21 protein-coding genes and 1 pseudogene are annotated in these 19,902 nt (G+C 72.8%); 9 read left to right on the plus strand and 13 right to left on the minus strand.

Annotated elements, in window-relative coordinates; genetic code table 11:
• Positions 1 to 226: 226 nt before the first annotated feature.
• From GFH29_RS10980 to GFH29_RS10990, 3 genes are all read right to left on the minus strand, one after another.
• Positions 227 to 883, minus strand: a complete 657-nt coding sequence (locus tag GFH29_RS10980) for a response regulator (protein WP_153323589.1) — start codon at positions 881 to 883, stop codon at positions 227 to 229.
• Positions 880 to 2,025, minus strand: coding sequence for a sensor histidine kinase (locus GFH29_RS10985; RefSeq protein ID WP_153323591.1), 1,146 nt, complete (start codon positions 2,023 to 2,025; stop codon positions 880 to 882). The genes GFH29_RS10980 and GFH29_RS10985 overlap by 4 nt, the downstream gene beginning before the upstream one ends.
• 87 nt (positions 2,026 to 2,112) lie before the next feature.
• Positions 2,113 to 2,466 carry an ArsR/SmtB family transcription factor gene (locus tag GFH29_RS10990; protein WP_153337219.1) on the minus strand — a complete coding sequence of 118 codons (354 nt, stop codon included), beginning with the start codon at positions 2,464 to 2,466 and terminating at the stop codon, positions 2,113 to 2,115.
• Positions 2,467 to 2,560: 94 nt separating this feature from the next.
• On the opposite strand from GFH29_RS10990, the gene arsM reads away from it, so the two are divergent.
• Genes arsM through GFH29_RS11005 form a run of 3 tightly spaced genes read left to right on the plus strand, consistent with a single transcriptional unit; the run spans position 2,561 to position 4,916 of the window.
• Positions 2,561 to 3,394 carry an arsenite methyltransferase gene (gene arsM / locus GFH29_RS10995; protein WP_153323593.1) on the plus strand — a complete coding sequence of 278 codons (834 nt, stop codon included), beginning with the start codon at positions 2,561 to 2,563 and terminating at the stop codon, positions 3,392 to 3,394.
• A complete protein-coding gene (gene arsB / locus GFH29_RS11000; RefSeq protein WP_153323595.1) occupies positions 3,391 to 4,479 on the plus strand; it encodes an ACR3 family arsenite efflux transporter in 1,089 nt (362 codons plus the stop codon). Before arsM ends, arsB begins: the two co-directional genes overlap by 4 nt.
• Positions 4,476 to 4,916 (plus strand): low molecular weight phosphatase family protein, encoded by a 441-nt coding sequence (locus GFH29_RS11005; RefSeq protein WP_153323597.1) that lies wholly within the window; start codon positions 4,476 to 4,478, stop codon positions 4,914 to 4,916. Before arsB ends, GFH29_RS11005 begins: the two co-directional genes overlap by 4 nt.
• Before the next feature lie 16 nt (positions 4,917 to 4,932).
• Here the strand turns inward: GFH29_RS11005 and GFH29_RS11010 are convergent, their stop codons facing one another.
• The 5 genes from GFH29_RS11010 to GFH29_RS11030 all read right to left on the minus strand — a co-directional run bounded on the left by GFH29_RS11010 (position 4,933) and on the right by GFH29_RS11030 (position 8,268).
• Positions 4,933 to 5,496, minus strand: coding sequence for a dihydrofolate reductase family protein (locus GFH29_RS11010; protein ID WP_153323599.1), 564 nt, complete (start codon positions 5,494 to 5,496; stop codon positions 4,933 to 4,935).
• A gap of 75 nt (positions 5,497 to 5,571) precedes the next feature.
• Positions 5,572 to 5,904, minus strand: a complete 333-nt coding sequence (locus GFH29_RS11015) for a hypothetical protein (RefSeq protein WP_153323601.1) — start codon at positions 5,902 to 5,904, stop codon at positions 5,572 to 5,574.
• A gap of 130 nt (positions 5,905 to 6,034) precedes the next feature.
• The gene (locus GFH29_RS11020) at positions 6,035 to 6,589 is read right to left on the minus strand and encodes a DUF6226 family protein (RefSeq protein WP_153323602.1); all 555 of its coding nucleotides are present in this window, start codon (positions 6,587 to 6,589) and stop codon (positions 6,035 to 6,037) included.
• 50 nt (positions 6,590 to 6,639) lie between these two features.
• Complete coding sequence (locus GFH29_RS11025) at positions 6,640 to 6,921, minus strand: hypothetical protein (RefSeq protein ID WP_228387435.1); 282 nt, start codon at positions 6,919 to 6,921, stop codon at positions 6,640 to 6,642.
• Between the two features lie 78 nt (positions 6,922 to 6,999).
• Positions 7,000 to 8,268: an HNH endonuclease signature motif containing protein gene (locus GFH29_RS11030; RefSeq protein ID WP_153323604.1), complete on the minus strand. Its 1,269-nt coding sequence runs from the start codon at positions 8,266 to 8,268 to the stop codon at positions 7,000 to 7,002.
• A 304-nt stretch (positions 8,269 to 8,572) separates the two neighbouring features.
• Here GFH29_RS11030 and GFH29_RS11035 point away from each other — a divergent pair.
• Positions 8,573 to 9,208, plus strand: a pseudogene (locus tag GFH29_RS11035) (MBL fold metallo-hydrolase); the annotation flags it as partial.
• A 41-nt stretch (positions 9,209 to 9,249) separates the two neighbouring features.
• Here GFH29_RS11035 and GFH29_RS11040 read toward each other — a convergent pair.
• The gene (locus GFH29_RS11040) at positions 9,250 to 10,887 is read right to left on the minus strand and encodes an ABC-F family ATP-binding cassette domain-containing protein (RefSeq protein WP_153323608.1); all 1,638 of its coding nucleotides are present in this window, start codon (positions 10,885 to 10,887) and stop codon (positions 9,250 to 9,252) included.
• 253 nt (positions 10,888 to 11,140) lie between these two features.
• Here GFH29_RS11040 and GFH29_RS11045 point away from each other — a divergent pair, with 253 nt between their 5' ends.
• The gene (locus GFH29_RS11045; RefSeq protein ID WP_153323610.1) at positions 11,141 to 11,830 is read left to right on the plus strand and encodes a TetR/AcrR family transcriptional regulator; all 690 of its coding nucleotides are present in this window, start codon (positions 11,141 to 11,143) and stop codon (positions 11,828 to 11,830) included.
• Positions 11,831 to 11,857: 27 nt separating this feature from the next.
• On the opposite strand, the gene GFH29_RS11050 is transcribed toward GFH29_RS11045, so the two are convergent.
• Positions 11,858 to 13,156, minus strand: a complete 1,299-nt coding sequence (locus GFH29_RS11050) for an acetyl-CoA C-acetyltransferase (RefSeq protein WP_153323611.1) — start codon at positions 13,154 to 13,156, stop codon at positions 11,858 to 11,860.
• A gap of 100 nt (positions 13,157 to 13,256) precedes the next feature.
• Between GFH29_RS11050 and GFH29_RS11055 the strand changes: the two genes are divergently transcribed.
• The 3 genes from GFH29_RS11055 to GFH29_RS11065 are packed head-to-tail and all read left to right on the plus strand — an operon-like array spanning position 13,257 to position 15,759.
• Positions 13,257 to 14,606, plus strand: coding sequence for a 3-oxoacyl-ACP reductase (locus GFH29_RS11055; protein WP_153323613.1), 1,350 nt, complete (start codon positions 13,257 to 13,259; stop codon positions 14,604 to 14,606).
• A 2-nt stretch (positions 14,607 to 14,608) separates the two neighbouring features.
• The gene (locus GFH29_RS11060; RefSeq protein WP_153323615.1) at positions 14,609 to 15,508 is read left to right on the plus strand and encodes a MaoC/PaaZ C-terminal domain-containing protein; all 900 of its coding nucleotides are present in this window, start codon (positions 14,609 to 14,611) and stop codon (positions 15,506 to 15,508) included.
• Between the two features lie 29 nt (positions 15,509 to 15,537).
• The gene (locus GFH29_RS11065) at positions 15,538 to 15,759 is read left to right on the plus strand and encodes a hypothetical protein (RefSeq protein WP_153323618.1); all 222 of its coding nucleotides are present in this window, start codon (positions 15,538 to 15,540) and stop codon (positions 15,757 to 15,759) included.
• A 126-nt stretch (positions 15,760 to 15,885) separates the two neighbouring features.
• Here the strand turns inward: GFH29_RS11065 and GFH29_RS11070 are convergent, their stop codons facing one another.
• Genes GFH29_RS11070 through GFH29_RS11080 form a run of 3 tightly spaced genes read right to left on the minus strand, consistent with a single transcriptional unit; the run spans position 15,886 to position 18,553 of the window.
• The gene (locus GFH29_RS11070; protein WP_153323620.1) at positions 15,886 to 16,758 is read right to left on the minus strand and encodes an acyl-CoA thioesterase; all 873 of its coding nucleotides are present in this window, start codon (positions 16,756 to 16,758) and stop codon (positions 15,886 to 15,888) included.
• Positions 16,755 to 17,609: an acyl-CoA thioesterase gene (locus GFH29_RS11075; protein ID WP_153323622.1), complete on the minus strand. Its 855-nt coding sequence runs from the start codon at positions 17,607 to 17,609 to the stop codon at positions 16,755 to 16,757. The genes GFH29_RS11070 and GFH29_RS11075 overlap by 4 nt, the downstream gene beginning before the upstream one ends.
• The gene (locus GFH29_RS11080; RefSeq protein ID WP_228387436.1) at positions 17,609 to 18,553 is read right to left on the minus strand and encodes a proteasome assembly chaperone family protein; all 945 of its coding nucleotides are present in this window, start codon (positions 18,551 to 18,553) and stop codon (positions 17,609 to 17,611) included. Before GFH29_RS11080 ends, GFH29_RS11075 begins: the two co-directional genes overlap by 1 nt.
• A gap of 148 nt (positions 18,554 to 18,701) precedes the next feature.
• Here GFH29_RS11080 and GFH29_RS11085 point away from each other — a divergent pair, with 148 nt between their 5' ends.
• Positions 18,702 to 19,901, plus strand: a complete 1,200-nt coding sequence (locus tag GFH29_RS11085) for a thiolase family protein (protein WP_153323624.1) — start codon at positions 18,702 to 18,704, stop codon at positions 19,899 to 19,901.
• Position 19,902 lies beyond the last annotated feature (1 nt).

Consider the following 19,902-nt stretch of genomic DNA (forward strand, 5'->3'; position numbering starts at 1 on the left):
GGGCTCAACCCTCGCGGCGTCGGGTCGTGCGCGCCTCGGCTCAAAGGCCGGTCTTGTCCTCACCGAAAGCACGGGGCCGAGATCGTGCTTTCGGTCGATCTCAGGAACCTGACGCATCCCTGCACGTGCCCACGAGCCGCAGGTCACGACCGGTGAACGTGTCCCCGCCGGGCACGGTGGGGCGTTCGCCGCCTCTGGACCTCGTGCCGGCGGAGCGGGCCGGCCTCTACTCCCGGACCCGGCCGGTCTCGTAGCCCCACATCGCGACCTCCACCCGGTTACGGGCGCCGAGCTTGGCCATGAGGCTGCCGATGTGGGTCTTCACCGTGCTGAGGCTGATGTGCAGCTCGGCGGCGATCTCTGCGTTGGTACGACCCCGCGCGACGGTGAGCAGCACCTGCTCCTCACGTTCGGTGAGCGGGTCGAGGGGCTGGGCGGGAGGCGCTGCCCGACCCGTGCCCGCGAACGTCGACAGCAGCCGGCGGGTGATGCTGGGCGAGATCAGCGAGTCACCTCGGGTGGCCGCCCGGATCGCCTCGCCGAGCAGCTCGGGTCCGGCGTCCTTCAGGAGGAAGCCGGTGGCGCCGGCCGACAGCGCACCGTGCACGTACTCGTCGAGGTCGAAGGTGGTGATCACGACGACCGCGACCGGGTCCTCGACGCCCGGCCCAGCCAGCAGCCGGGTCGCTTCGACCCCGTCGAGGACGGGCATCCGGATGTCCATCAGGCACACGTCGGGACGGAGCTCGCGGCCCAGCCGCACCGCCTCCTGCCCGTCGCGCGCCTCCCCCACGACCTCGATGCCGTCCAGGGTGCCCAGGATCAGCCGCAGTCCGGTCCGCACGAGGTCCTGGTCGTCGGCGACCAGCACCCGGATGCTCACGCCGGCACCTGCCGCGGCAGTGTCGCGCTGACGGCCCAGCCGTGACCGGGGCAGGGACCTGCCTGGCACACGCCACCCAGGAGCAGTGCGCGTTCCACCATCCCGGTGATCCCGAAGCCCGATTCGTGGGCGGGGTCGGCCGCGCCCGGGTCACCGTCGTCGCGGACGACGAGGCTGACCGTCGACTGGTCGCCGGCGACGCGCACGTCGATCAGGGTGGCGTTCCGGGCATGCCGCATGGCATTGGTGACCGCCTCCTGAGCGATCCGGAAGACAGCGGCGTCGATCGCCGCCGGGAGGGCGGCCAGGTCTCCCGAGACCGTCACCTCCACCCGCGGCCCGGCAGGCGAGGCCCCGGACAGCCGCTCGAGGTCGGCCACACCGGGCTGCGGGGCGTAGTCGACGGGTGCCTCGTTGCGCAGCACGCGGACCATCGCCCGCATCTCGGCCAGCGTGCGCGTTGCCTCCACCTCGATCACCTCCAGCGCCTCGAGCGGCGACGACGGGCTGGTCGCAGCAAGGGCGCGCCCGGCCTGCGCCTGGACGGCGATGGCCGAGACGTGGTGGGCGACCGTGTCGTGCAGCTCGCGTGCCAGCAGGACCCGCTCCTCCGACTTCACCTGCTCCAGGCTTCGCTCCCGGGCGCCGTGCTGGGAGCGCACGGCCCAACCCAGGGCAAAAGCGGACATCAGCACAGCGACCCCGCCGATGGCGTCCGCGAGCCCGGTCCAGCTGACGACGAACGACATGGTGGCCGCGAAGAGGATGATCGCCAGACCCGCGACCGCCTCTCGCCCGGAACCCCACCGGAAGAGTGCGTAGGGCAGCAGCAGGAAGTAGAGCATCGTGTACACGTCGAGCGCCGGTGCGTCGGATGCGATCAGGGCGATGTCCACGACCACGACCACGCCGAAGGCGGTCGCGACCACGGCGAGCGGGTGGGTACGTCGCCACAGCAACAGCGGCGCCAGCCCGACCGTCAACACCACCGACAGCCCCGGTAGCGGCATGTCCTCACGCAAGACGCCCTCCAGCACCCCCGAGACCGTCACGAGCGCCAGCAGCGCCCAGTCCCGCCACACCCGAACTGGCGGGGCCGAGGGCCGGGGCTCCTCCAGCAGGGACCGCAGCGGATTGCTCACCCCCTCAGCGTAGGGATGGAGCGCCGCCAGGGGACCGGCCGAAAGTCTGACCCGGCCACCGGCCGAAGGCACGAACGGCTCGGAGCCTCAGGGCCTCAGCGCACCACTCAGCGCGCTCAGCGTGTCCTCGACGAGGCGGTAGAACGCCCAACGGCCGCGCTGCTCGCGGATGACGAGTCCCGCGTCCACCAGCTGCTTCATGTGGTGCGAGACCGTCGGCTGCGAGAGCCCCACCGGCTCGGTCAGGTCGCAGATGCAGGCCTCGCGCTCGGGCTGCGCGGCGATCAGGGACAGCAGCCGGACGCGCGTGGGGTCGCCGAGCGCCTTGAACGTCCGCGCCAGTCGCTGTGCCTCCTCCGCGTCCAGCACGCCGCCGGTGACGGTCGAGCAGCAGACCGAGGTCGGGGCGTCGACGACGGGGAGGGAGGTGCTGGTGGTCATGGCTCGAGTGTGCCAGACACATTGACAACCGTCGATAGATAGAAGATCCTCGATGCATCGACACACGCCGATACGACGCGAAAGGCAGGCGGTCATGACCACCACGACCCCCACCCCCGACGAGACCAACACCGCGGCCTCGGACCAGCTGCGCGAGGAGGTCCGGAGCCGCTACGCCCAGGCTGCGACCGCCGTCGTCGGCGGCACCGGCAACGCCGAGCTCAACGAGGCGCTCCAGGTGGTCGAGGACGACTGCGGGACCTCGTGCTGCAGCGGTGAGGTCGCGGTCGACGAGTCGTTCGGCGCGACGCTCTACAGCAGCGACGACCAGCAGGACCTTCCCGCCGAGGCGGTCGCGGCCAGCCTGGGCTGTGGCAACCCGACCGCGGTCGCCGACCTGCGTGCCGGCGAGAAGGTGCTCGACCTCGGCTCGGGCGGCGGCATCGACGTGCTCCTCTCCGCTCGGCGGGTCGGCGAGACCGGGTTCGCCTACGGCGTCGACATGACCGACGAGATGCTCGACCTGGCGCGCACCAACGCTGCCAAGGCCGGCGCGACCAACGTCGAGTTCCTCAAGGGCACCATCGAGGACATCCCGCTCCCCGACGCCGCCGTGGACGTCGTCATCTCCAACTGCGTCATCAACCTCTCCGTCGACAAGCCCCGGGTCATCGCCGAGATGCACCGGGTGCTCGTTCCGGGCGGACGGATCGGGATCTCCGACGTCGTCGCCGAGGACCACCTCACGCCCGAGGACCGCGCCGAGCGGGGCTCGTACGTCGGCTGCATCGCCGGCGCCCTGTCGCGCAGCGAGTACCTCGACGGGCTCCGGGCCGCCGGGTTCGTCGACGCGGACGTCGAGTTCACCCACGAGGCGGCCCCCGGCATGCACGGCGCCATCGTCCGCGCCACCAAGCCGACCGCATGAGCAGCACCATCACCTCGCCCACCGACGCGGCAGCCGGTCCGCGGCTGTCCACCCTCGACCGCTACCTCCCGGTGTGGATCGGGGTCGCGATGGTCGCCGGGCTGCTCGCCGGCCGCTGGGTGCCCGGGATCGCCGACGCCCTGGACGCCGTCACCGTCGGGTCGATCTCGTTGCCGATCGCGCTCGGCCTGCTGGTGATGATGTACCCGGTGCTGGCCAAGGTCCGCTATCACGAGGTCGGCCACGTCGTTCGCGACCGGCGGATGATGGCGCTCTCCCTGGTCCTGAACTGGGTCCTCGGCCCGGCGCTGATGTTCGCCCTGGCCTGGCTGTTCCTGCCCGACCTGCCCGAGTACCGCACCGGCCTCATCATCGTCGGCCTGGCCCGCTGCATCGCGATGGTCATCATCTGGAACGACCTGGCCTGCGGCGACCGCGAGGCCGCCGCCGTACTCGTCGCGGTGAACTCCGTCTTCCAGGTCCTCGCCTTCGCCCTGCTCGGCTGGTTCTACCTCGACCTGCTGCCCGGCTGGCTGGGCCTGTCCACCACCGGCCTCGACGTCTCCCCCTGGGAGATCGCCTGGAGCGTCCTCGTCTTCCTCGGGATCCCGCTGGCCGCCGGCTACCTCACCCGACGCATCGGGGAGGCGCGACGCGGCCGCGAGTGGTACGAGGAGCGCTTCCTGCCGCGCCTGGGCCCGTGGGCGCTGTACGGGCTGCTGTTCACGATCGTCGTGCTGTTCGCCCTCCAGGGCGAGTCGATCACCGACCAGCCCCTCGACGTGGCGCGCATCGCCGTACCGCTGGTCATCTACTTCGCGCTCATGTGGGCAGGCTCGCTGCTGCTCGCCCGCCGTGCCGGCCTGGGGTACGCCCGCGCCACCACCGTCGCCTTCACCGCCGCGGGCAACAACTTCGAGCTCGCGATCGCGGTCGCCATCGCGGTGTTCGGCGTCACCAGCGGCCAGGCGCTCGCCGGGGTCGTCGGTCCGCTCATCGAGGTCCCGGTCCTGGTGGGCCTGGTGTACGTCAGCCTCTGGGCGCGCCGCTTCTTCCCCGACCAGGCCCAGGGAGTCGCACGATGACGGCCGAGCGGATCCCGCAGGTGGTCTTCGCCTGTGTTCGCAACGGCGGGCGCTCGGTGATCGCCCGGGTGCTCACCGAGCAGTACGCCGCGGGCCGCGTCGTCGCGGTGTCGGCCGGCACCCAGCCCGGGGAGCACATCCACCCCGAGGTCGCCCGCGCGCTCGAGCTGCTCGGCCTCGACACCTCCCGCGAGCGCCCCCAGCGCCTCACCACGGAGATGGTGGCCGCCAGCGACCTCGCCATCACGCTGGGCTGTGGCGAGGAATGCCCCTACGTCCCCGGCGTGACCTACCGCGACTGGCCGGTCGACGACCCGGGCGGCCAGGACGACGCCACGGTGCGCCGCATCGTCGCCGACCTGGACACCCGCGTGCGCGACCTGCTCCGCGAGCTCGTCCCCGACCTCACCCTCGCGACGAGCGTCCTCGACGGCTGAGGACCGGGTCGGCCGGTCAGCGCCGGACCTCGTAGTGGGCCACCGTCACGCCGTCCGGGAGGTCCTGCGTCCCCACGTGCCGTAGGTCCACCCAGCTGTCCAGGGCGCTGAAGAACGGCGTACCGCCGCCGACCAGGACCGGGTGCGTGACCACCTGGTACTCGTCGATCAGGCCGGCGCGCATCGCCGTACCGGCGAGGCCGGCGCCACCGATCTCCATCGGGGCGCCGTCCTCGGCCTTCAGGCGGCTGATCTCGGTCACGGCGTCACCGGTGACGAGGCGCGCGTTGCCGTCGACCTCGTCGAGGGTCGTGGAGAACACCACCTTCGGCGTCCGCTGCCAGAGATGGGCGAACTCGACCTCCACGGGCGTCGCGTCCGGCTGCTGGTCGGCGGTCGGCCAGTGCGCGCTCATCAGCTCCCACAGCCTGCGGCCGTACAGCGAGAGTCCGATCTCCCGGGCGCGGTCGTTGAACCACTGGTGCAGCTCGGGGCTCGGCACGCTCCACCCGATGTCGTCGCCGGGCGCGGCGATGTAGCCGTCCAGGCTCGCGTTCATCATGTAGCTCAGCTTGCGCACGTGGTCAGCCTCCATCGGGTCGGTCCGTCTGCCGACTACCGACCGCGTCGACGGAGGGAACTCATCGCCGCGCCCTCAGGGGCCGACGACATCGACGCGCCCGTCGAGCCCGTCGTCGGCCGGTGCGACCAGACCGCCCAGCACGCCGACGAGCACGGCGATCGTGAGCAGTTTGCCGATCGGGATGCCGGCGCCCGCCGACGGGTTCGCCCGCTGCCAGGCGAACCACTGAGACCCGTGGAACCGCGCCAGCGCGACCAGCGCCAGGACCGAGGTCGTCAGGCCGAGCACGTGCAGCGTCGCCTGACCCAGGTCGTCGAGATCGACGATGCCGACGAGCTCCACGAAGAAGCTCAGCACGAGCACGATCCACGCGACCACCAGCCGCACGGTCCGCGCGCGGATCACGCCGGCGCCTGGCCCGCCAGCGAGGCCCAGGCGACCACCCAGATCGACATCGGCAGCGGCGGTGCCGCCACTGGCTGGGTGGTCTTCCCGTCGAGGCTCACCGGCGCATCCTGGCACCTCCCGCTCGCGGTCAGGGCGAAATGACGGGATCGCCATGGGCGAGCGCGACGAAGCACCGGTCCAGCTCCTCGAGCAGCATCTCGGAGCCGTCGTCGCAGGCGTCGCACCCGCAGTACGGGATGGAGGTGACGGGCGCGGCTGACGCGGGCGAGGCGTCGGCGGCACGGACGCCGACGTCGAGGCCGAACTCATCGCCGTCGATCGTCACGACCCCGCAGAGCAGTTCGGAACCGCCGGGGACGCGCGGCGCGATCCGGTAGACGCGCACGATCTGGTCCGTCGACCGCCGTCCGCCGAGCCAGGTAGCGCCGGTCGGCGGCCCGACGCTCGTGGTGGCGAGGCCGCGGTCCGCCAGGACCTCGACCCACGCCTCGACCCGCCGGACGAGGATGCGGTACTTGCCCGGATCGGTGTAGCGGGAGTACTCCGCCTCGTCTGGCTCGCGATCCCCATGTGGGTCCGGCCAACCGGGCGTGTCGGCACCGATGACGGCGAAGGCCCGGTCTACGGCGGCGAGGAGGTCCGAGGCCCAGGTCGGCGTCGTCGGGAGCGAGGAGCGATCCATCGGCGCAGCCTGACCGGCCCCTCGGCGGCACGGCAACCGAGTTGCCGGCCTCAGACGGCGGCGAGACCGAGTCGACGCCCCGAACGCTGGGACACCCGACCCACGGTGAACGCCGCGAGTGCCGCGCCGAGGGTGAACAGCGCAGCCGGCAGACCGGCGACGCTCTCGCCCCCGACCAGGTCCTGGGCGAGCAGGCCGCCGACCGTGACGCCGGCGGCCAGGCCGGCGCCGCCGAACACCTGGGAGATGACGACGACGGTGAGGGTGCGCCGGTAGAGGCGCCGCTGCTCCTCGGCTCCGATCGGGTCGGTCGCCAGCGAGGCAGGCGTCATGGGTTCTCCGTCGTGCTCGGGCCCCGCGTCGTTCCCAGGCCGGATCGGGGTTGCAGGACCCACCATGCCGGGGTTGGTCTAGCAGCGTCGGTGGAAGGTCAGCTTCCCTCCGGGTAGGGGCTTGGCCTCGTAGCCGGGGTCGTGCGCGCGGGCGTGGTGGCGGGGGCAGAGGAGCCGGCCGGTGGCGACGCTGGTGGTCCCGCCGCGCGACCACGGAACGTCGTGGTGCGCGTGGCACAGCCCGGGTGGCCAGTCACACCCTTCGGCGGTGCAGCCGCCGTCGCGCAGCGCCAGGGCAACGCGGTGGGTCTTGGTGTGGAACCGGCGCTTGCGGCCGACGTCGAGGGGCCGGCCCTGGCCGTCGAGGACGGCCGGCACGATCCCCGCCTCACACGCCAGCCGCCGGGCCTCGGTGGCGGAGATCGTCTCGCCGGTGTGCAGGTGTGCGGCGCGAAGCCCACCGAGCAGCGACTCGAGGGTCATCGTGACCACGATGGTCGCGGCCACCCCGCCGGCGTCGGGGAGGCGGTCGGCGGGGTAGCGCTCGAGGTAGTCACAGAACGCCTGCCCCATCCGCTCCGGCCCCGGCCGCCGCTCAGCCCCCGCAGCTCCGGCGCCGTTGACGGCGTGCTGGTGCTTCGGGGCCGCAATCGCGAGCAGCGCGGCGCGCAGCATCGCCGCGTGGTGGGTGGGGATGGTGAACCGACCGTGGGACTTGCCGTGCCCGTCGTCGGACATGGTCAGCCGGGCGGCGGCGCGGGCGGCGGCTTCCTCCCGCTCCAGGCGGGCGGCCTCGGCGGCGTCGGCCTGCTCGGGGGCGGCGACCTCGATGAGTCTCTTGGCGAGGCGGCGCAGGGTGATCGCGTCGTGCTCGCCGGCCTGCTCGAGGAGGAACTCCTCGGCCCGGGCCCGGGTGTCCTCGTCGACCAGGTCGGCGGGCAGGTCGTCGACGGCGTCGGTGATGACCTGCGCCTGGTCGAGGTGGATCCGCCCAGCCCCCAGGGCCTCGCGGACGCCGTCGTGGTGCCCGGTGTCGAGGGCGCGGGCCAGGCGCATCAACCGGTGCGCCTCGGGGCGGGTCAGACGGGACTGGTGGGCCCACCAGTTCGCGGTGCTCGTCGCACCCACCGCGTCGCCCACCTCGACACTGTGGGCATGGGCCGCGACCCGCAGCCGCAGCTCCTGCAACCGGGCGATCTCGGACGTCAGCTCCAGCAGCGTCGCCCCGGCCTCGGCCTCGCTCAGCGACCACACCGGCGCATCCGCGACCGCGTCCAGCGCCTCGTGCACGCACGCCACCGCCACGGCCACCGAGTGGCCGGATCGGGGTGCGAACGAGGGTTCCATGGACCTACTCAACCATCGACCACCGACAGTCCTGGGCGACCGTCATCCCAGGTCAGGGACGCGTACTCCCCCGGGTGCCCATCGTCGTTGCTGCCTGTCTGGGACGGCGAGTGGCGTGGCTCCTTGTGTCCGGTGAACCGCTCCCGGTTGCGTCTGTTATCCGAACGTCGGGGGCGCTGCTCATGCAGTCGACCAACGCCGGTCGGGCCCGGTTGGTGCTGACACGGAGCGCTCCCGTGCGCATCGGCGACATCGACCTTCTGGCGCTCACCGACGGCACGTTCCGCGCCGGGCCGGGACCCGCACGATCCTCGTCGACGCCGGCATGGGTCCGGCGATGCGCGACGACGGCGACCGACGGCTCCTCATCGGTGGGCAGCTCCCCCTCGGGCTTCGTGCCCTCGGTGTGTGGCCCACCGACATCGACACCGTCATCTGCACCCACCTGCACGCCGATCACTGCGGCTGGCTGTTCGACTTCACGGGGGCGCCCACGTTCCCCCACGCCGACATCTGGTTCGGGGAGCACGACTGGCACCACTTCGTCGCGGACCCCGACGTCTGGATGTTCGACCACATCCGCCACGGGTTCCACGAGGCCGACGGCGCACGACTCCACTTGGTCAGCGAGGACACCCCCGTAGCTCCCGGGGCCGACCTCGTTATGACGCCCGGGCACACACCCGGCCACCTGTCCGTCGTGGTGTCCTCCGGCGTCCAGCGCGCGCTGCTCCTCGGGGACGCCATCGTGTGCCCGATCCAGCTGGACGAGCCCACCTGGCAATCCATCGGAGATGTCGACCCTGCCCTCGCCGCACAGGTACGTGAACGGCTGTTCCGCGAGCTCGAGGCCGAGCACGTCATCGGCGCCGGATCGCACTTCCCCGAGCTGCAGTTCGGCCGCGTTCTCGCCGGCGAGCTGCGCCGCTGGATCGCCTGAGCCGCGCCACCAACCGGCAACGTGCTTCAGCCAGGCGGGCCTCAGCCGACCTGGACCCGGCCGTCCTCCACCCGCCAGCGCTGGTCAAGCGCGACATTCGCGAGCAGCCGGCGGTCGTGGGAGACCAGCAGCAGCGCGCCGTCGTACGACGCGAGCGCCTCCTCGAGCTGCTCGATCGCGGGCAGGTCGAGGTGGTTGGTGGGCTCGTCGAGCACCAGCAGGTTGACGCCGCGGGCCTGCAGCAGCGCCATCGCGGCGCGGGTCCGCTCACCGGGCGAGAGCCGGCCGACGAGGCTGGAGACCTGGTCGGCCTTGAGGCCGAACTTCGCGAGCAGGGTGCGGACCTCGGCCGGCGTCCACTCGGGGACCGCGAGCTCGACGGCGGTGCCGAGCGGCTGGTCCTCGGCCAGCCCGGTGCGGGCCTGGTCGATCACGCCGACCGCCACCGAGGCACCCAGCGACGCCGAGCCGGAGTCCGGCGCGACCTCGCCCAGGAGCAGCCGCAGCAGCGTGGTCTTGCCCGCGCCGTTGGGCCCGGTGATGCCGATCCGGTCGCGCGCGTTGACCTGCAGCGAGGCGGGCCCGAAGGTGAAGTCGCCCTGGGTCAGTGTGGCTTCGTTGAGCGTGGCGACCACCGCCGAGGAGCGCGGCGCGGCGGCGATGCTGAACTGCAGCACCCACTCCTTCCGCGGCTCCTCGACCTCGTCGAGCCGCGCGATCCGCGACTCCATCTGGCGCACCTTCTGCGCCTGCTTCTCCGAGGACTCGGTCTGCGCACGGCGCCGGATCTTGTCGTTGTCGGGCGACTTCTTCATCGCGTTGCGCACGCCCTGGGAGCTCCACTCGCGCTGCACCTTCGCGCGCGAGACCAGGTCGGCCTTCTTGTCCGCGAACTCCTCGTAGGCCTCGCGGGCGTGGCGCTTCGCCACGGCGCGGTCGGCGAGGAACGCGTCGTACCCGCCGTCGTAGACCGCCACCTGGTGCTGGGCCAGGTCGAGCTCGACCACCCGCGTCACGCAGCGGGCCAGGAACTCGCGGTCGTGCGAGACCAGCACGACTCCCCCGCGCAGCCCGCGCACGAACGCCTCCAGCCGCTCCAGGCCGTCGAGGTCGAGGTCGTTGGTCGGCTCGTCGAGCAGTACGACGTCGAAGCGGCTCACCAGCAACGCGGCCAGCGCGGCCCGCGCCGCCTGCCCGCCGGACAGCGAGGTCATCAGCGCGTCCGGGCCGACGTCCAGCCCGAGGTCGGCGAGCACCGGCGGCAGCCGGTCCTCGAGGTCGGAGGCGCCCGAGGCCATCCAGTGGTCGAAGGCGACGGCGTACGCGTCGTCGGCGCCAGGCATGTCCGTACCGAGCGCGGCCGCGGTCCACTCCATCGCCTCGGTCGCGGCCGTGGCACCGGTACGACGGGCGACGTAGCCGGCCACCGTCTCCCCCGGCAACCGGTCGTGCTCCTGCGGCAGCCAGCCGACGAACGCGTCCGCGGGCGCCAGCGACACGCTGCCGGCCAGCGGGGCGTCGACGCCGGCCAGCAGGCGCAGCAGCGTCGACTTACCGGCACCGTTGGCGCCCACGACGCCGACCACGTCACCGGGGGCGACCGTCAGGTCGAGGGACTCAAAAAGCACGCGATGGCCGTGGCCGCCGGCCAGGCCCTTCGCGACGAGGGTGGCAGTCACGCTGTGGATCGTAGTCGTCGCCGCGCCACCTCCCGCGACCGAGGCCGCCCGCCCCCCGCTGACAGGTCGAGTCGAGACCTCTGACGGTCGAGTCGAGACTTTCAACCACTCGAATCGAGAGACAGCGCGCCATCGGCGCCGACTCGCGCAACCATTGACGCCGACTCGGCGGGGCCCGGCCGTCCCCGGCGACCGAGGCAGCGCTGCGCCCGAACGTGCAGATCACCGCGCCGGGGTGGTTAGCATCAGCCGCATGCCCACCAGTGCCTCCGAGACCGACGGCCGTCGGTCAGCCGCAGCCGTCCGGCGCCGCAAGCGCGAGGCCGAGATCATCGCCGCCACCCGCGCACTGTTCGACCAGCGCGGCGTGCGTGACGCCCAGATCGACGACATCGCCAAGGCGGTCGGCATCAACCGGGCGATCGTCTACCGCCACTTCACCGGCAAGGAGGAGCTCTTCGCGCTCACCCTGGTCGGCTACCTCGAGGAGCTGCGCGACGCCCTCGAGGCCGCGGGCGCCTCCGACGCGGCCCCCGCCGTACGCCTCGAGGCGATCGTCACCGCCTTCGTGGAGTACGGCGTGGCGCACCCGGCCTTCGTCGACTGCGCGCAGGCGCTGATGCGCCGCTCCGGCCCCGAGCTGCTCGACGAGATCTCCGAGGGCGCGCTGTTCCGGCTCGGCCGAGCGATCTCCTCGTGCCTGGTCATCCTCACCGGCGTGCTGGAGGACGGCGTCGCGGCCGGCGACTTCCACGTGCAGGACCCGCACCTGCTCGCCAACACCCTCTACGCCAGCGGCCTCGGCGCGCTCCAGCTCGCCCGGGTCGGCATCCTGGTCAAGGAGGCCGCCCCCGGCATCCCGACGCTCGGCGAGATCTCCGCCGACCAGGTGCGGGTCTACCTGGTCACCTCGGCGCTCGCGCTGGCCACGCACCGCTCCTGAGCGGACGGCGCACGGCCGGCGCCACCGTCAGGGACGCTCGAGGATCGCGGTGATCCCCTGACCGCCGGCCGCGCACACCGAGACCACGCCCCGCCCGGAGCCGTTCTCGGCGAGCAGCTTGGCGAGCACGGTGAGGATCCGCCCGCCGGTGGCCGCGAACGGGTGACCCGCGGCCAGCGAGGAGCCGGTGACGTTGAGCCGGGTCCGGTCGATCGACCCGAGCGGGGCGTCGAGGCCGAGCCGCTCGGCGCAGAACACCGGGTCCTCCCAGGCCTTGAGCGTCGCCAGCACCTGGGAGGCGAACGCCTCGTGGATCTCATAGAAGTCGAAGTCCTGCAGCGTCAGCCCCTGGCGCGCCAGCATCCGCGGCATCGCATAGGCCGGCGCCATCAGCAGCCCCTCGTGGCCGTGCACGTAGTCGACCGCCGCGGTCTCGTAGTCGGTGAGATAGGCCAGCACCGGCAGCCCGCGCGCGGCGGCCCACTCCTCGGAGGCCAGCAGCACCACCGAGGCGCCGTCGGTCAGCGGCGTGGAGTTGCCGGCCGTCATCGTCGCCGCCGCGCCTCGGCCGAACACCGGCTTGAGCCGGGCGAGCTTCTCGGGCGTGGAGTCGGGGCGCAGGTTCTGGTCGCGCTCCAGCCCCCGGAACGGCGTGACCTGGTCGTCGAGGAAGCCCCGGTCGTACGCCGCGGCGAGGTGCTGGTGGGAGGCGGCGGCCAGCTCGTCCTGCTCCTCGCGCCCGATCTGCCACTCCAGCGCGGTGAGCGCGGCGTGCTCGCCCATCGAGAGCCGCGTCCGCGGCTCGCCGTTCTGCGGGATCGAGGGGACCACGTCGCCGGGACGGACCTTGGCGAGCGCGGCGAGACGACCCTTGAGGTCCTTGGCGCGATTGAGCTCGAGCAGGATCTTGCGCAGCCGCTCGCCGACCGCGATCGGGGCGTCGGAGGTGGTGTCGGTGCCGCCGGCGATGCCGACCTCGATCTGGCCGAGCGCGATCTTGTTGGCGACCTGGATCGCCGCCTGCAGACCGGTGCCGCACGCCTGCTGGATGTCGGTCGCGGGCGTCTCGGGCGCCAGGCGCGAGCCGAGCACGGACTCCCGGGTGAGGTTGAAGTCGCGCGAGTGCTTGAGCACCGCCCCGGCCACCACCTCCCCGACGCGCTCGCCCTCGAGGCCGAAGCGCTTCACCAGTCCGTCGATCGCGGCGGTGAGCATCTCCTGGTTGGAGACCTCGGCGTACGCGGTGTTGGAGCGCGCGAACGGGATGCGGTTGCCGCCGACGATGGCGACGCGGCGGACGGTGGTGGCGGGATCGAGGCCGGTCATGGGACACAGTCTTGCCGCCCGAGTGGGTACGGCTAAACCCAGTGAGGGCCACATCACGAAATCTGGACATCGAGTTACACCACTAGTTGCATGGAGTCTCATGAGCGACCGCTACCAGGAGTTCGCCTCCTCCCCCGTCGGCCGGATCCTCGTCAAGAACCTCGGCCTGCCCCGCCCGACCCCGCTGACCCGCCACGTCGAGGGCGCGCCGCTGGTCACCGGCACCGTGCTCGTCGGCGGCCGCGGGCGACTGGTCGACTCCCTGCCCGGGCTCCTCGGCGACCTCGACATCGAGACCACCACCGAGCCGCCCGCCGACGGCGCGCGCCTGCGCGGCCTGGTCTTCGACGCCACCGGTTTGACCTCCAGCGACCAGCTCGGCGCCCTGCGCGACTTCTTCACCCCGCGGCTGCGCAGCCTGGACACCAACCCCCGCGTCGTGGTCATCGGTACGCCGCCGGACCAGGTCTCCGGTCCCGAGCGGGTCGCCCAGCGCGCGCTCGAGGGCTTCACCCGCAGCCTCGGCAAGGAGATCGGCCAGGGCGGCACCGTCCAGCTCGTGCAGGTCGCCCCCGGGGCCGAGGACGAGCTCACCTCGACGCTGGCGTTCCTGCTCTCCCCCAAGTCGGCGTACGTCTCCGGGCAGGTCGTGCGGATCGGCACGCACGGCGGCGTCGGCGTGGCCGGCGAGGTCACCGACCGGGACCGCCCGCTCGCCGGCAAGGTCGCCCTGGTGACCGGCGCCAGCCGGGGCATCGGCGAGGCGATCGCACGGGTGCTGCACCGCGACGGCGCGCGCGTCGTGGGGCTGGACGTACCGCAGGCCGCGAGCGAGCTGCAGACGGTGATGGGCGAGCTCGACGGGGACTGGCTGGTCCTCGACATCACCGCCCCGGACGCCCCGCAGCGCATCGCCCACCACCTGCGGGAGAAGCACGGCGGGGTCGACGTGGTGGTGCACAACGCCGGCATCACCCGCGACAAGCGGCTGGCCAACATGTCCGAGGACCGCTGGGACTCCGTGATCGCGGTCAACCTCACCGCGCCGGAGCGGATCACCCGCGAGCTGCTCGACCAGGGTGTCGTGAACGCCGGCGGGTCGATCATCGGCGTCGCCTCGATCGCCGGCATCGCGGGCAACGTCGGGCAGACCAACTACGCCGCCTCCAAGGCTGGCGTGATCGGCCTGGTCGACTCCCTTGCCGACGAGCTGGCGGAGCGTCCCGACGGCGTCACGATCAACGCGGTCGCCCCGGGCTTCATCATCACCCAGATGACGGCCGCGGTGCCGTTCGCGACCCGGGAGGTCGGCCAGCGGCTCAACGCGATGGCGCAGGGTGGCCTGCCGGTCGACGTCGCGGAGACCATCGCCTGGTACGCCCACCCGGGCTCACGCGCCGTCAGCGGCAACGTGGTCCGGGTCTGCGGCCAGATGATGCTGGGCGCCTGAGCATGGGCGGCTCGGGGGTCGGGACGCTGCTGCGCGCCGCGCTGCCGACGATGCCCGGGATCGGCGCCCTGCCGGGCGTGCGCAAGGCGCCGTTGGAGGGGTTCACCGGGATGCGCCGCTCCCGCGAGGGCGTCGTCGTCGAGCGGGCGCACGTGGACGCGTACGCCGGGGTGTGCGGGTTCCCGCGCAAGGACACGGTGCCGCTGCCCTACCCGCACCTGCTCGGCTTCGACCTGCAGCTGGCGATCCTGGCCGACCGGGCGTTCCCGGCGCCGGCGATCGGCACCGTGCACATCGACAACTCGGTGCGCGCCCACCGCGAGATGCGGGTGGGCGAGCGTCTGGACGTCGAGGTCTCGGTAGGCTCGCCGCTGCCGCACCGCAAGGGCGTCGCGTTCGCCTTCGCCACCACCGTGCGCGACGCGGACGGCGAGGTGGCGTGGGAGGAGGTCTCGACCTACCTCTCCCGCGGCCGGTCGGTGCCGGGCGTGCCCGCGCCCGACGCGGCGTACCCGGAGGTGGGCGTCGGGTCGCTGACCTGGCCGCTGCCCGGCGACCTGGGGCGTCGGTACGCCGCGGTCTCCGGGGACCGCAACCCGATCCACCTCCACCCGCTGAGCGCCCGTGCCCTCGGCTTCCCGCGCCACATCGCCCACGGCATGTGGACGCTGGCCCGCTGCGTGGCCAGCCTGGAGAACCGCATCCCCGGCGCCGCCCGCGTCGACGTCTCCTTCCGCCGCCCGGTGCTCCTGCCCGGCACGGTCGCGCTCGGCACCCGGCGTACCGACGACGGCTGGGCGTTCGCGCTCACCTCCCCCGACGGGACGTCGACGCACCTGGTCGGAGCCGCGCACGGCTGCGCACGCGCGAGCTCGGGTGAGAAGGACAACACCGACGCATGACCCGGTCGCTTCCTGGGCAGGCACATCTGGTGAGCACCTCAACCGCCGCGGCGCAGGACGCCCTGCGCCAGCGCCGCTACCCCCGCAGCCAGTTCCTCGCCTACCAGGAGAAGATCGTGAACGCCTCCGCCGACGCCCTCCAGCGCCGGTCGTCCTCGCCCAAGCCCGGCTCCCGCCGGGACCCCAACGAGGAGCTGACCTTCGCCGCCTGGTGGCGCGAGACCGGACAGGTCCCCGCCAGCAGCAGCTGAGCACCACCTCGCCGACGCCCCCGATGCTCCGATGAGCACGGGGGCGTCGCCATGGGCGCCCACTCGCCGCACCATTGGCGCCGACTCGCCGCACCATTGGCGCCGACTCGGCGGAGAAGGGGCAGGTCAGTCCCGGGGGCGCACCGGGCGGATCAGGCCCTCCTGGGCGCAGGTGGCGACCAGGCGGCCGTCCTCGGTGAAGATCCGGCCCAGCGAGAGGCCGCGGGCGCCCTGGGCGGCCGGCGAGACCTGGTCGTAGAGCCACCACTCGTCGGCGTGGAAGGGCCGGTGGAACCAGATCGTGTGGTCCAGCGAGGCCATCTGCACGTCGGCCGGCGTGACCGGGTGCGCGGCGAGGCTCGCGCCGAGCAACGTGATGTCGCTGGCGTAGGTGAACGCCGCGAGGTGCACGACCGGGTCGTCGGGGAGCCCGGCGTGCACGCGGGCCCACATCTGCGCCCGCGACGGGTGGTCCGGGTCCGGGGCCAGCCCGGCAGAGGAGTTGCCGAGGTAGCGCGCGTCGATCGAGGCCCACTCGCGCGCGAGCGCGTCAGCCTCCGGGTTGCCGCCGCGCCTCATCACCGCGCCGAGGTCGAACCCGGCGTCCGGCCCGGCGACCTCTGGCATCACGTCGTGGTGGTCGAAGCCGTCCTCGACGACCTGGAAGTCGAGCGTCTGGTAGTAGATCGGGCGCCCGTGCTGACGCGCCACCACCCGGCGGGTCTGGAAGGACCGCCCCTCGCGGATGCGCTCCACGTCATAGACGATCGGCACCGCGTAGTCGCCGCCGCGCAGGAAGTAGGAGTGCAGCGAGTGCACGGCGTACGACGGGTCGACGGTGCGGGTGGCCGCGATCAGCGCCTGGGCGGCGACCTGGCCGCCGTACACCCGGGCGCGCCCGGAGTCGGGCTGGCGGCCACGGAACAGGTCGGGGTCGAGCTGCTCGAGGTCGAGCAGGCGCACCAGCTCGGCCACCGCGTCGGCGGTCGGGATGCTCATGACTCCTCCTTCGCCCGGACCGGGCGCATCAAGAACTCCTGCGCCACCGTGGCGGCCAGCTGGCCGTCGTGGGTGAACACGTTGGCGGTGACCAGTCCGCGCCCCCCGGACGCCGACGGCGAGACCTGGTCGTAGAGCCACCACTCGTCGGCGCGGAACGGGCGGTGGAACCAGATCGCGTGGTCCAGCGAGGCCAGCTGCACGCGGGGATCGCCCAGCCGCAGCCCGTGCGGGGCCAGCGCGGCGCCCATGACGGTCATGTCGGTGAGGTAGGTGAAGGCCGCGAGGTGCAGGAACGGGTCCTCGGGCAGCCGCTCGGCGATCCGCAGCCAGGACCGCTGCCGCCCGGGGCGGGTGGGGTCGGCGGGCAGCCCGGCGGCAGAGGTGCCGATCAGGCGGATGTCGGCGACGGCCCACTCGGCGTCGGCGTCGGCGTGCGCCGGACCGCGGTCGCGCGCGGGGACCTCGTCCGGTGCCGGCACCTGCGGCATCCGGTCCTGATGGGTGAGCCCGTCCTCGGGACGCTGGAAGCTCGCGGTCAGCGCGAAGATCGGCCGCCCGTGCTGGCGCGCCAGCACCCGGCGGGTGTGGAAGGAGCGTCCGTCGCGCAAGGTGTCGACGTCGTAGAGGATCGGCGCGCGCGGGTCGCCGGGCTGGAGGAAGTAGGAGTGCAGCGAGTGCACGACGAACTCCGGGTCGACGGTGCGGGTGCCGGCGACCAGCGCCTGCGCCGCGACCTGCCCGCCGAAGACCCGGTGCAGCGACATGTCGGCCACCGCGCCGCGGAACAGGTTGTCATCGATCGTCTCGAGGTCGAGCAGCCCGAGCAGCTCGTGGAGGTCCTTGGCCATCAGCCCTGCTTGTCGTCGCGGTGGTCGTCGTCGCCGTCGAGGCCGGCCAGGAACTGCTCGAACTGTCGCCCGATCTCCTCGCCGGTCGGCAGCGGCTGGTCCTCGGCCAGCAGGCTGTTGCCGGACTCCTCGGCGCGGGCGAAGGAGTCGTACTGCCGCTCCAGCGCCGCGACCACGTCGGCGACCTCGGCGTTGGCGGCGAGGTAGGTCTCGATCTCGGCCTCGCGGTCCTCGGCCTCGGCGCGCAGCCCGGACAGGTCGATCGTGAGCCGGCCGGCCCGCTCGACCTGCTCGAGCAGGACCGTGGCGGCCTGGGGGTACTCGAGCTGGCCGAGGTAGTGCGGGATGTGCGCGACGAAGCCCACCGCGGGGTGGCCCCACTCGCCGAGCCGGATCTCGAGCAGCGCCTGGGCGCTGCTGGGCACCCGCAGCTCCCCGGTCCACGGGCTGCGCCCGCCGACCAGCGACGGGTCGTTGGCGTGCGGGGTCAGCGCGATCGGCCGGGTGTGCGGGACCGCCATCGGCACCGAGGCGATCTGCACGGTGCGGGTCACCCCGAACCGCTCGATCACCGTGCGCACCGCGCGTGCGAAACCCTCCCAGCGGGTGTCGGGCTCCGAGCCGTGCAGCAGCAGGTACGGCGTACCGCCGGCGTCACGCAGCAGGCGCACCACCAGCCGCGGGGCGTCGTAGGCCTCGTAGTGGTCCTGGGCGAAGGTCACGGCGGGGCGGCGGGCGCGGTAGTCGTGGAGCTGGTCGACGTCGAAGGTCGCCACCACCGAGCCGCCGTCGCAGAGATCGGCGAGGTGCTGGGCGGCGCGGCCGGAGGCCTTGCCGGCGTCGAGGAAGCCGTCGAGCACGACGACCATGGTCAGGTCGCTCTCCGCACGCCCGTCGAGCTCGGGTACGTCGTCCACGATGTGCACGAGCCTGGTTTCGGTCACGGCCCCACGATAGGCCCCAGGTCCCTCGAAGACCGGGACCATCGGCCTGCCGGACACGCGTGAGGACGCCCACACCCACCCGGGGTCACCGCGATTGTTACCCGCGGGTAATCTGAACCTCCCAGCCGCCAGCAGACCAGGAGAACAGGTGCCCCGACAGCTGCGAGAGGTCGTCTTCGTCGACGGCGTGCGCACTCCCTTCGGCAAGGCCAAGGGCCAGTACGCCGAGACCCGTGCCGACGATCTCGTCATCAAGTGCATCCGCGAGCTCATGCGCCGCAACCCCTCGCTGCCCCCGGAGCGGGTCGACGAGGTCGCCGTGGCAGCCACCACCCAGATCGGCGACCAGGGCCTGACCATCGGCCGCACCGCCGCGCTGCTCGCCGGGCTGCCGCAGAGCGTGCCCGGCTACGCGATCGACCGGATGTGTGCCGGCGCGATGACCGCCGTGACCACCACCGCCTCCGGCATCGCGTTCGGCTCCTACGACGTGGCCATCGCCGGCGGCGTCGAGCACATGGGCCGCCACCCGATGGGCGAGGGCGTGGACCCCAACCCGCGCATCGTCTCCGAGAAGCTGGTCGACCCCGACGCCCTGGTGATGGGCAAGACCGCGGAGAACCTGCACGACCGGTTCCCCACCATCACCAAGGAGCGCGTGGACGCCTACGCCGTGCGCTCGCAGCAGAAGACCGCCGCGGCGTACGAGGCCGGCAAGATCCAGCCCGACCTGGTCCCGGTCGCCACCCGCTCCGCCGAGCAGGGCTGGGGCCTGGCCACGACCGACGAGCCGATGCGCCCCGGCACCACCGTGGAGTCGCTCGCGGCCCTCAAGACGCCGTTCCGTGCCCACGGCCGTGTGACGGCGGGCAACGCCGCCGGCATCAACGACGGCGCCACCGCCGCGCTGCTCGCCGAGGAGGAGACCGCGCGCGAGCTCGGCCTGCCGATCCGGATGCGCCTGGTGTCGTACTCCTTCGTCGGCGTCGAGCCCGAGGTCATGGGCGCCGGCCCGATCCCGTCGACCGAGAAGGCGCTCAAGCAGGCCGGTCTCACCATCGACGACATCGGCGCCTTCGAGGTCAACGAGGCGTTCGCCGTGCAGGTGCTCGCGTTCCTCGAGCACTTCGGCATCGCCGACGACGACGCCCGTGTCAACCCGTACGGCGGCGCGATCGCGATGGGCCACCCGCTCGCGTCCTCGGGTGTGCGCCTGATGACCCAGCTGGCGCGCCAGTTCGAGGAGCGCCCCGAGGTCCGCTACGGCCTGACCACCATGTGCATCGGCATCGGCATGGGCGGCACCGTGATCTGGGAGAACCCGCACTACACCGGAGAGGTTGCCTGAC

It is taken from the genome of Nocardioides sp. dk884 (assembly GCF_009557055.1).
Lineage (GTDB): Bacteria > Actinomycetota > Actinomycetes > Propionibacteriales > Nocardioidaceae > Nocardioides.

Bases quoted from the DNA above. Each gene is read 5' to 3' on its own strand.
- GFH29_RS11025 (WP_228387435.1), bottom strand. From the start codon at position 6,921: ATGACGCCTGCCTCGCTGGCGACCGACCCGATCGGAGCCGAGGAGCAG.
- GFH29_RS11030 (WP_153323604.1), bottom strand. From the start codon at position 8,268: ATGGAACCCTCGTTCGCACCCCGATCCGGCCACTCGGTGGCCGTGGCG.
- GFH29_RS11005 (WP_153323597.1), top strand. From the start codon at position 4,476: ATGACGGCCGAGCGGATCCCGCAGGTGGTCTTCGCCTGTGTTCGCAAC.
- GFH29_RS11050 (WP_153323611.1), bottom strand. From the start codon at position 13,156: ATGACCGGCCTCGATCCCGCCACCACCGTCCGCCGCGTCGCCATCGTC.
- GFH29_RS11020 (WP_153323602.1), bottom strand. From the start codon at position 6,589: ATGGATCGCTCCTCGCTCCCGACGACGCCGACCTGGGCCTCGGACCTC.
- arsM (WP_153323593.1), top strand. From the start codon at position 2,561: ATGACCACCACGACCCCCACCCCCGACGAGACCAACACCGCGGCCTCG.
- GFH29_RS11070 (WP_153323620.1), bottom strand. From the start codon at position 16,758: ATGAGCATCCCGACCGCCGACGCGGTGGCCGAGCTGGTGCGCCTGCTC.
- GFH29_RS10990 (WP_153337219.1), bottom strand. From the start codon at position 2,466: ATGACCACCAGCACCTCCCTCCCCGTCGTCGACGCCCCGACCTCGGTC.
- GFH29_RS11045 (WP_153323610.1), top strand. From the start codon at position 11,141: ATGCCCACCAGTGCCTCCGAGACCGACGGCCGTCGGTCAGCCGCAGCC.
- GFH29_RS11060 (WP_153323615.1), top strand. From the start codon at position 14,609: ATGGGCGGCTCGGGGGTCGGGACGCTGCTGCGCGCCGCGCTGCCGACG.
- GFH29_RS11075 (WP_153323622.1), bottom strand. From the start codon at position 17,609: ATGGCCAAGGACCTCCACGAGCTGCTCGGGCTGCTCGACCTCGAGACG.
- arsB (WP_153323595.1), top strand. From the start codon at position 3,391: ATGAGCAGCACCATCACCTCGCCCACCGACGCGGCAGCCGGTCCGCGG.
- GFH29_RS11055 (WP_153323613.1), top strand. From the start codon at position 13,257: ATGAGCGACCGCTACCAGGAGTTCGCCTCCTCCCCCGTCGGCCGGATC.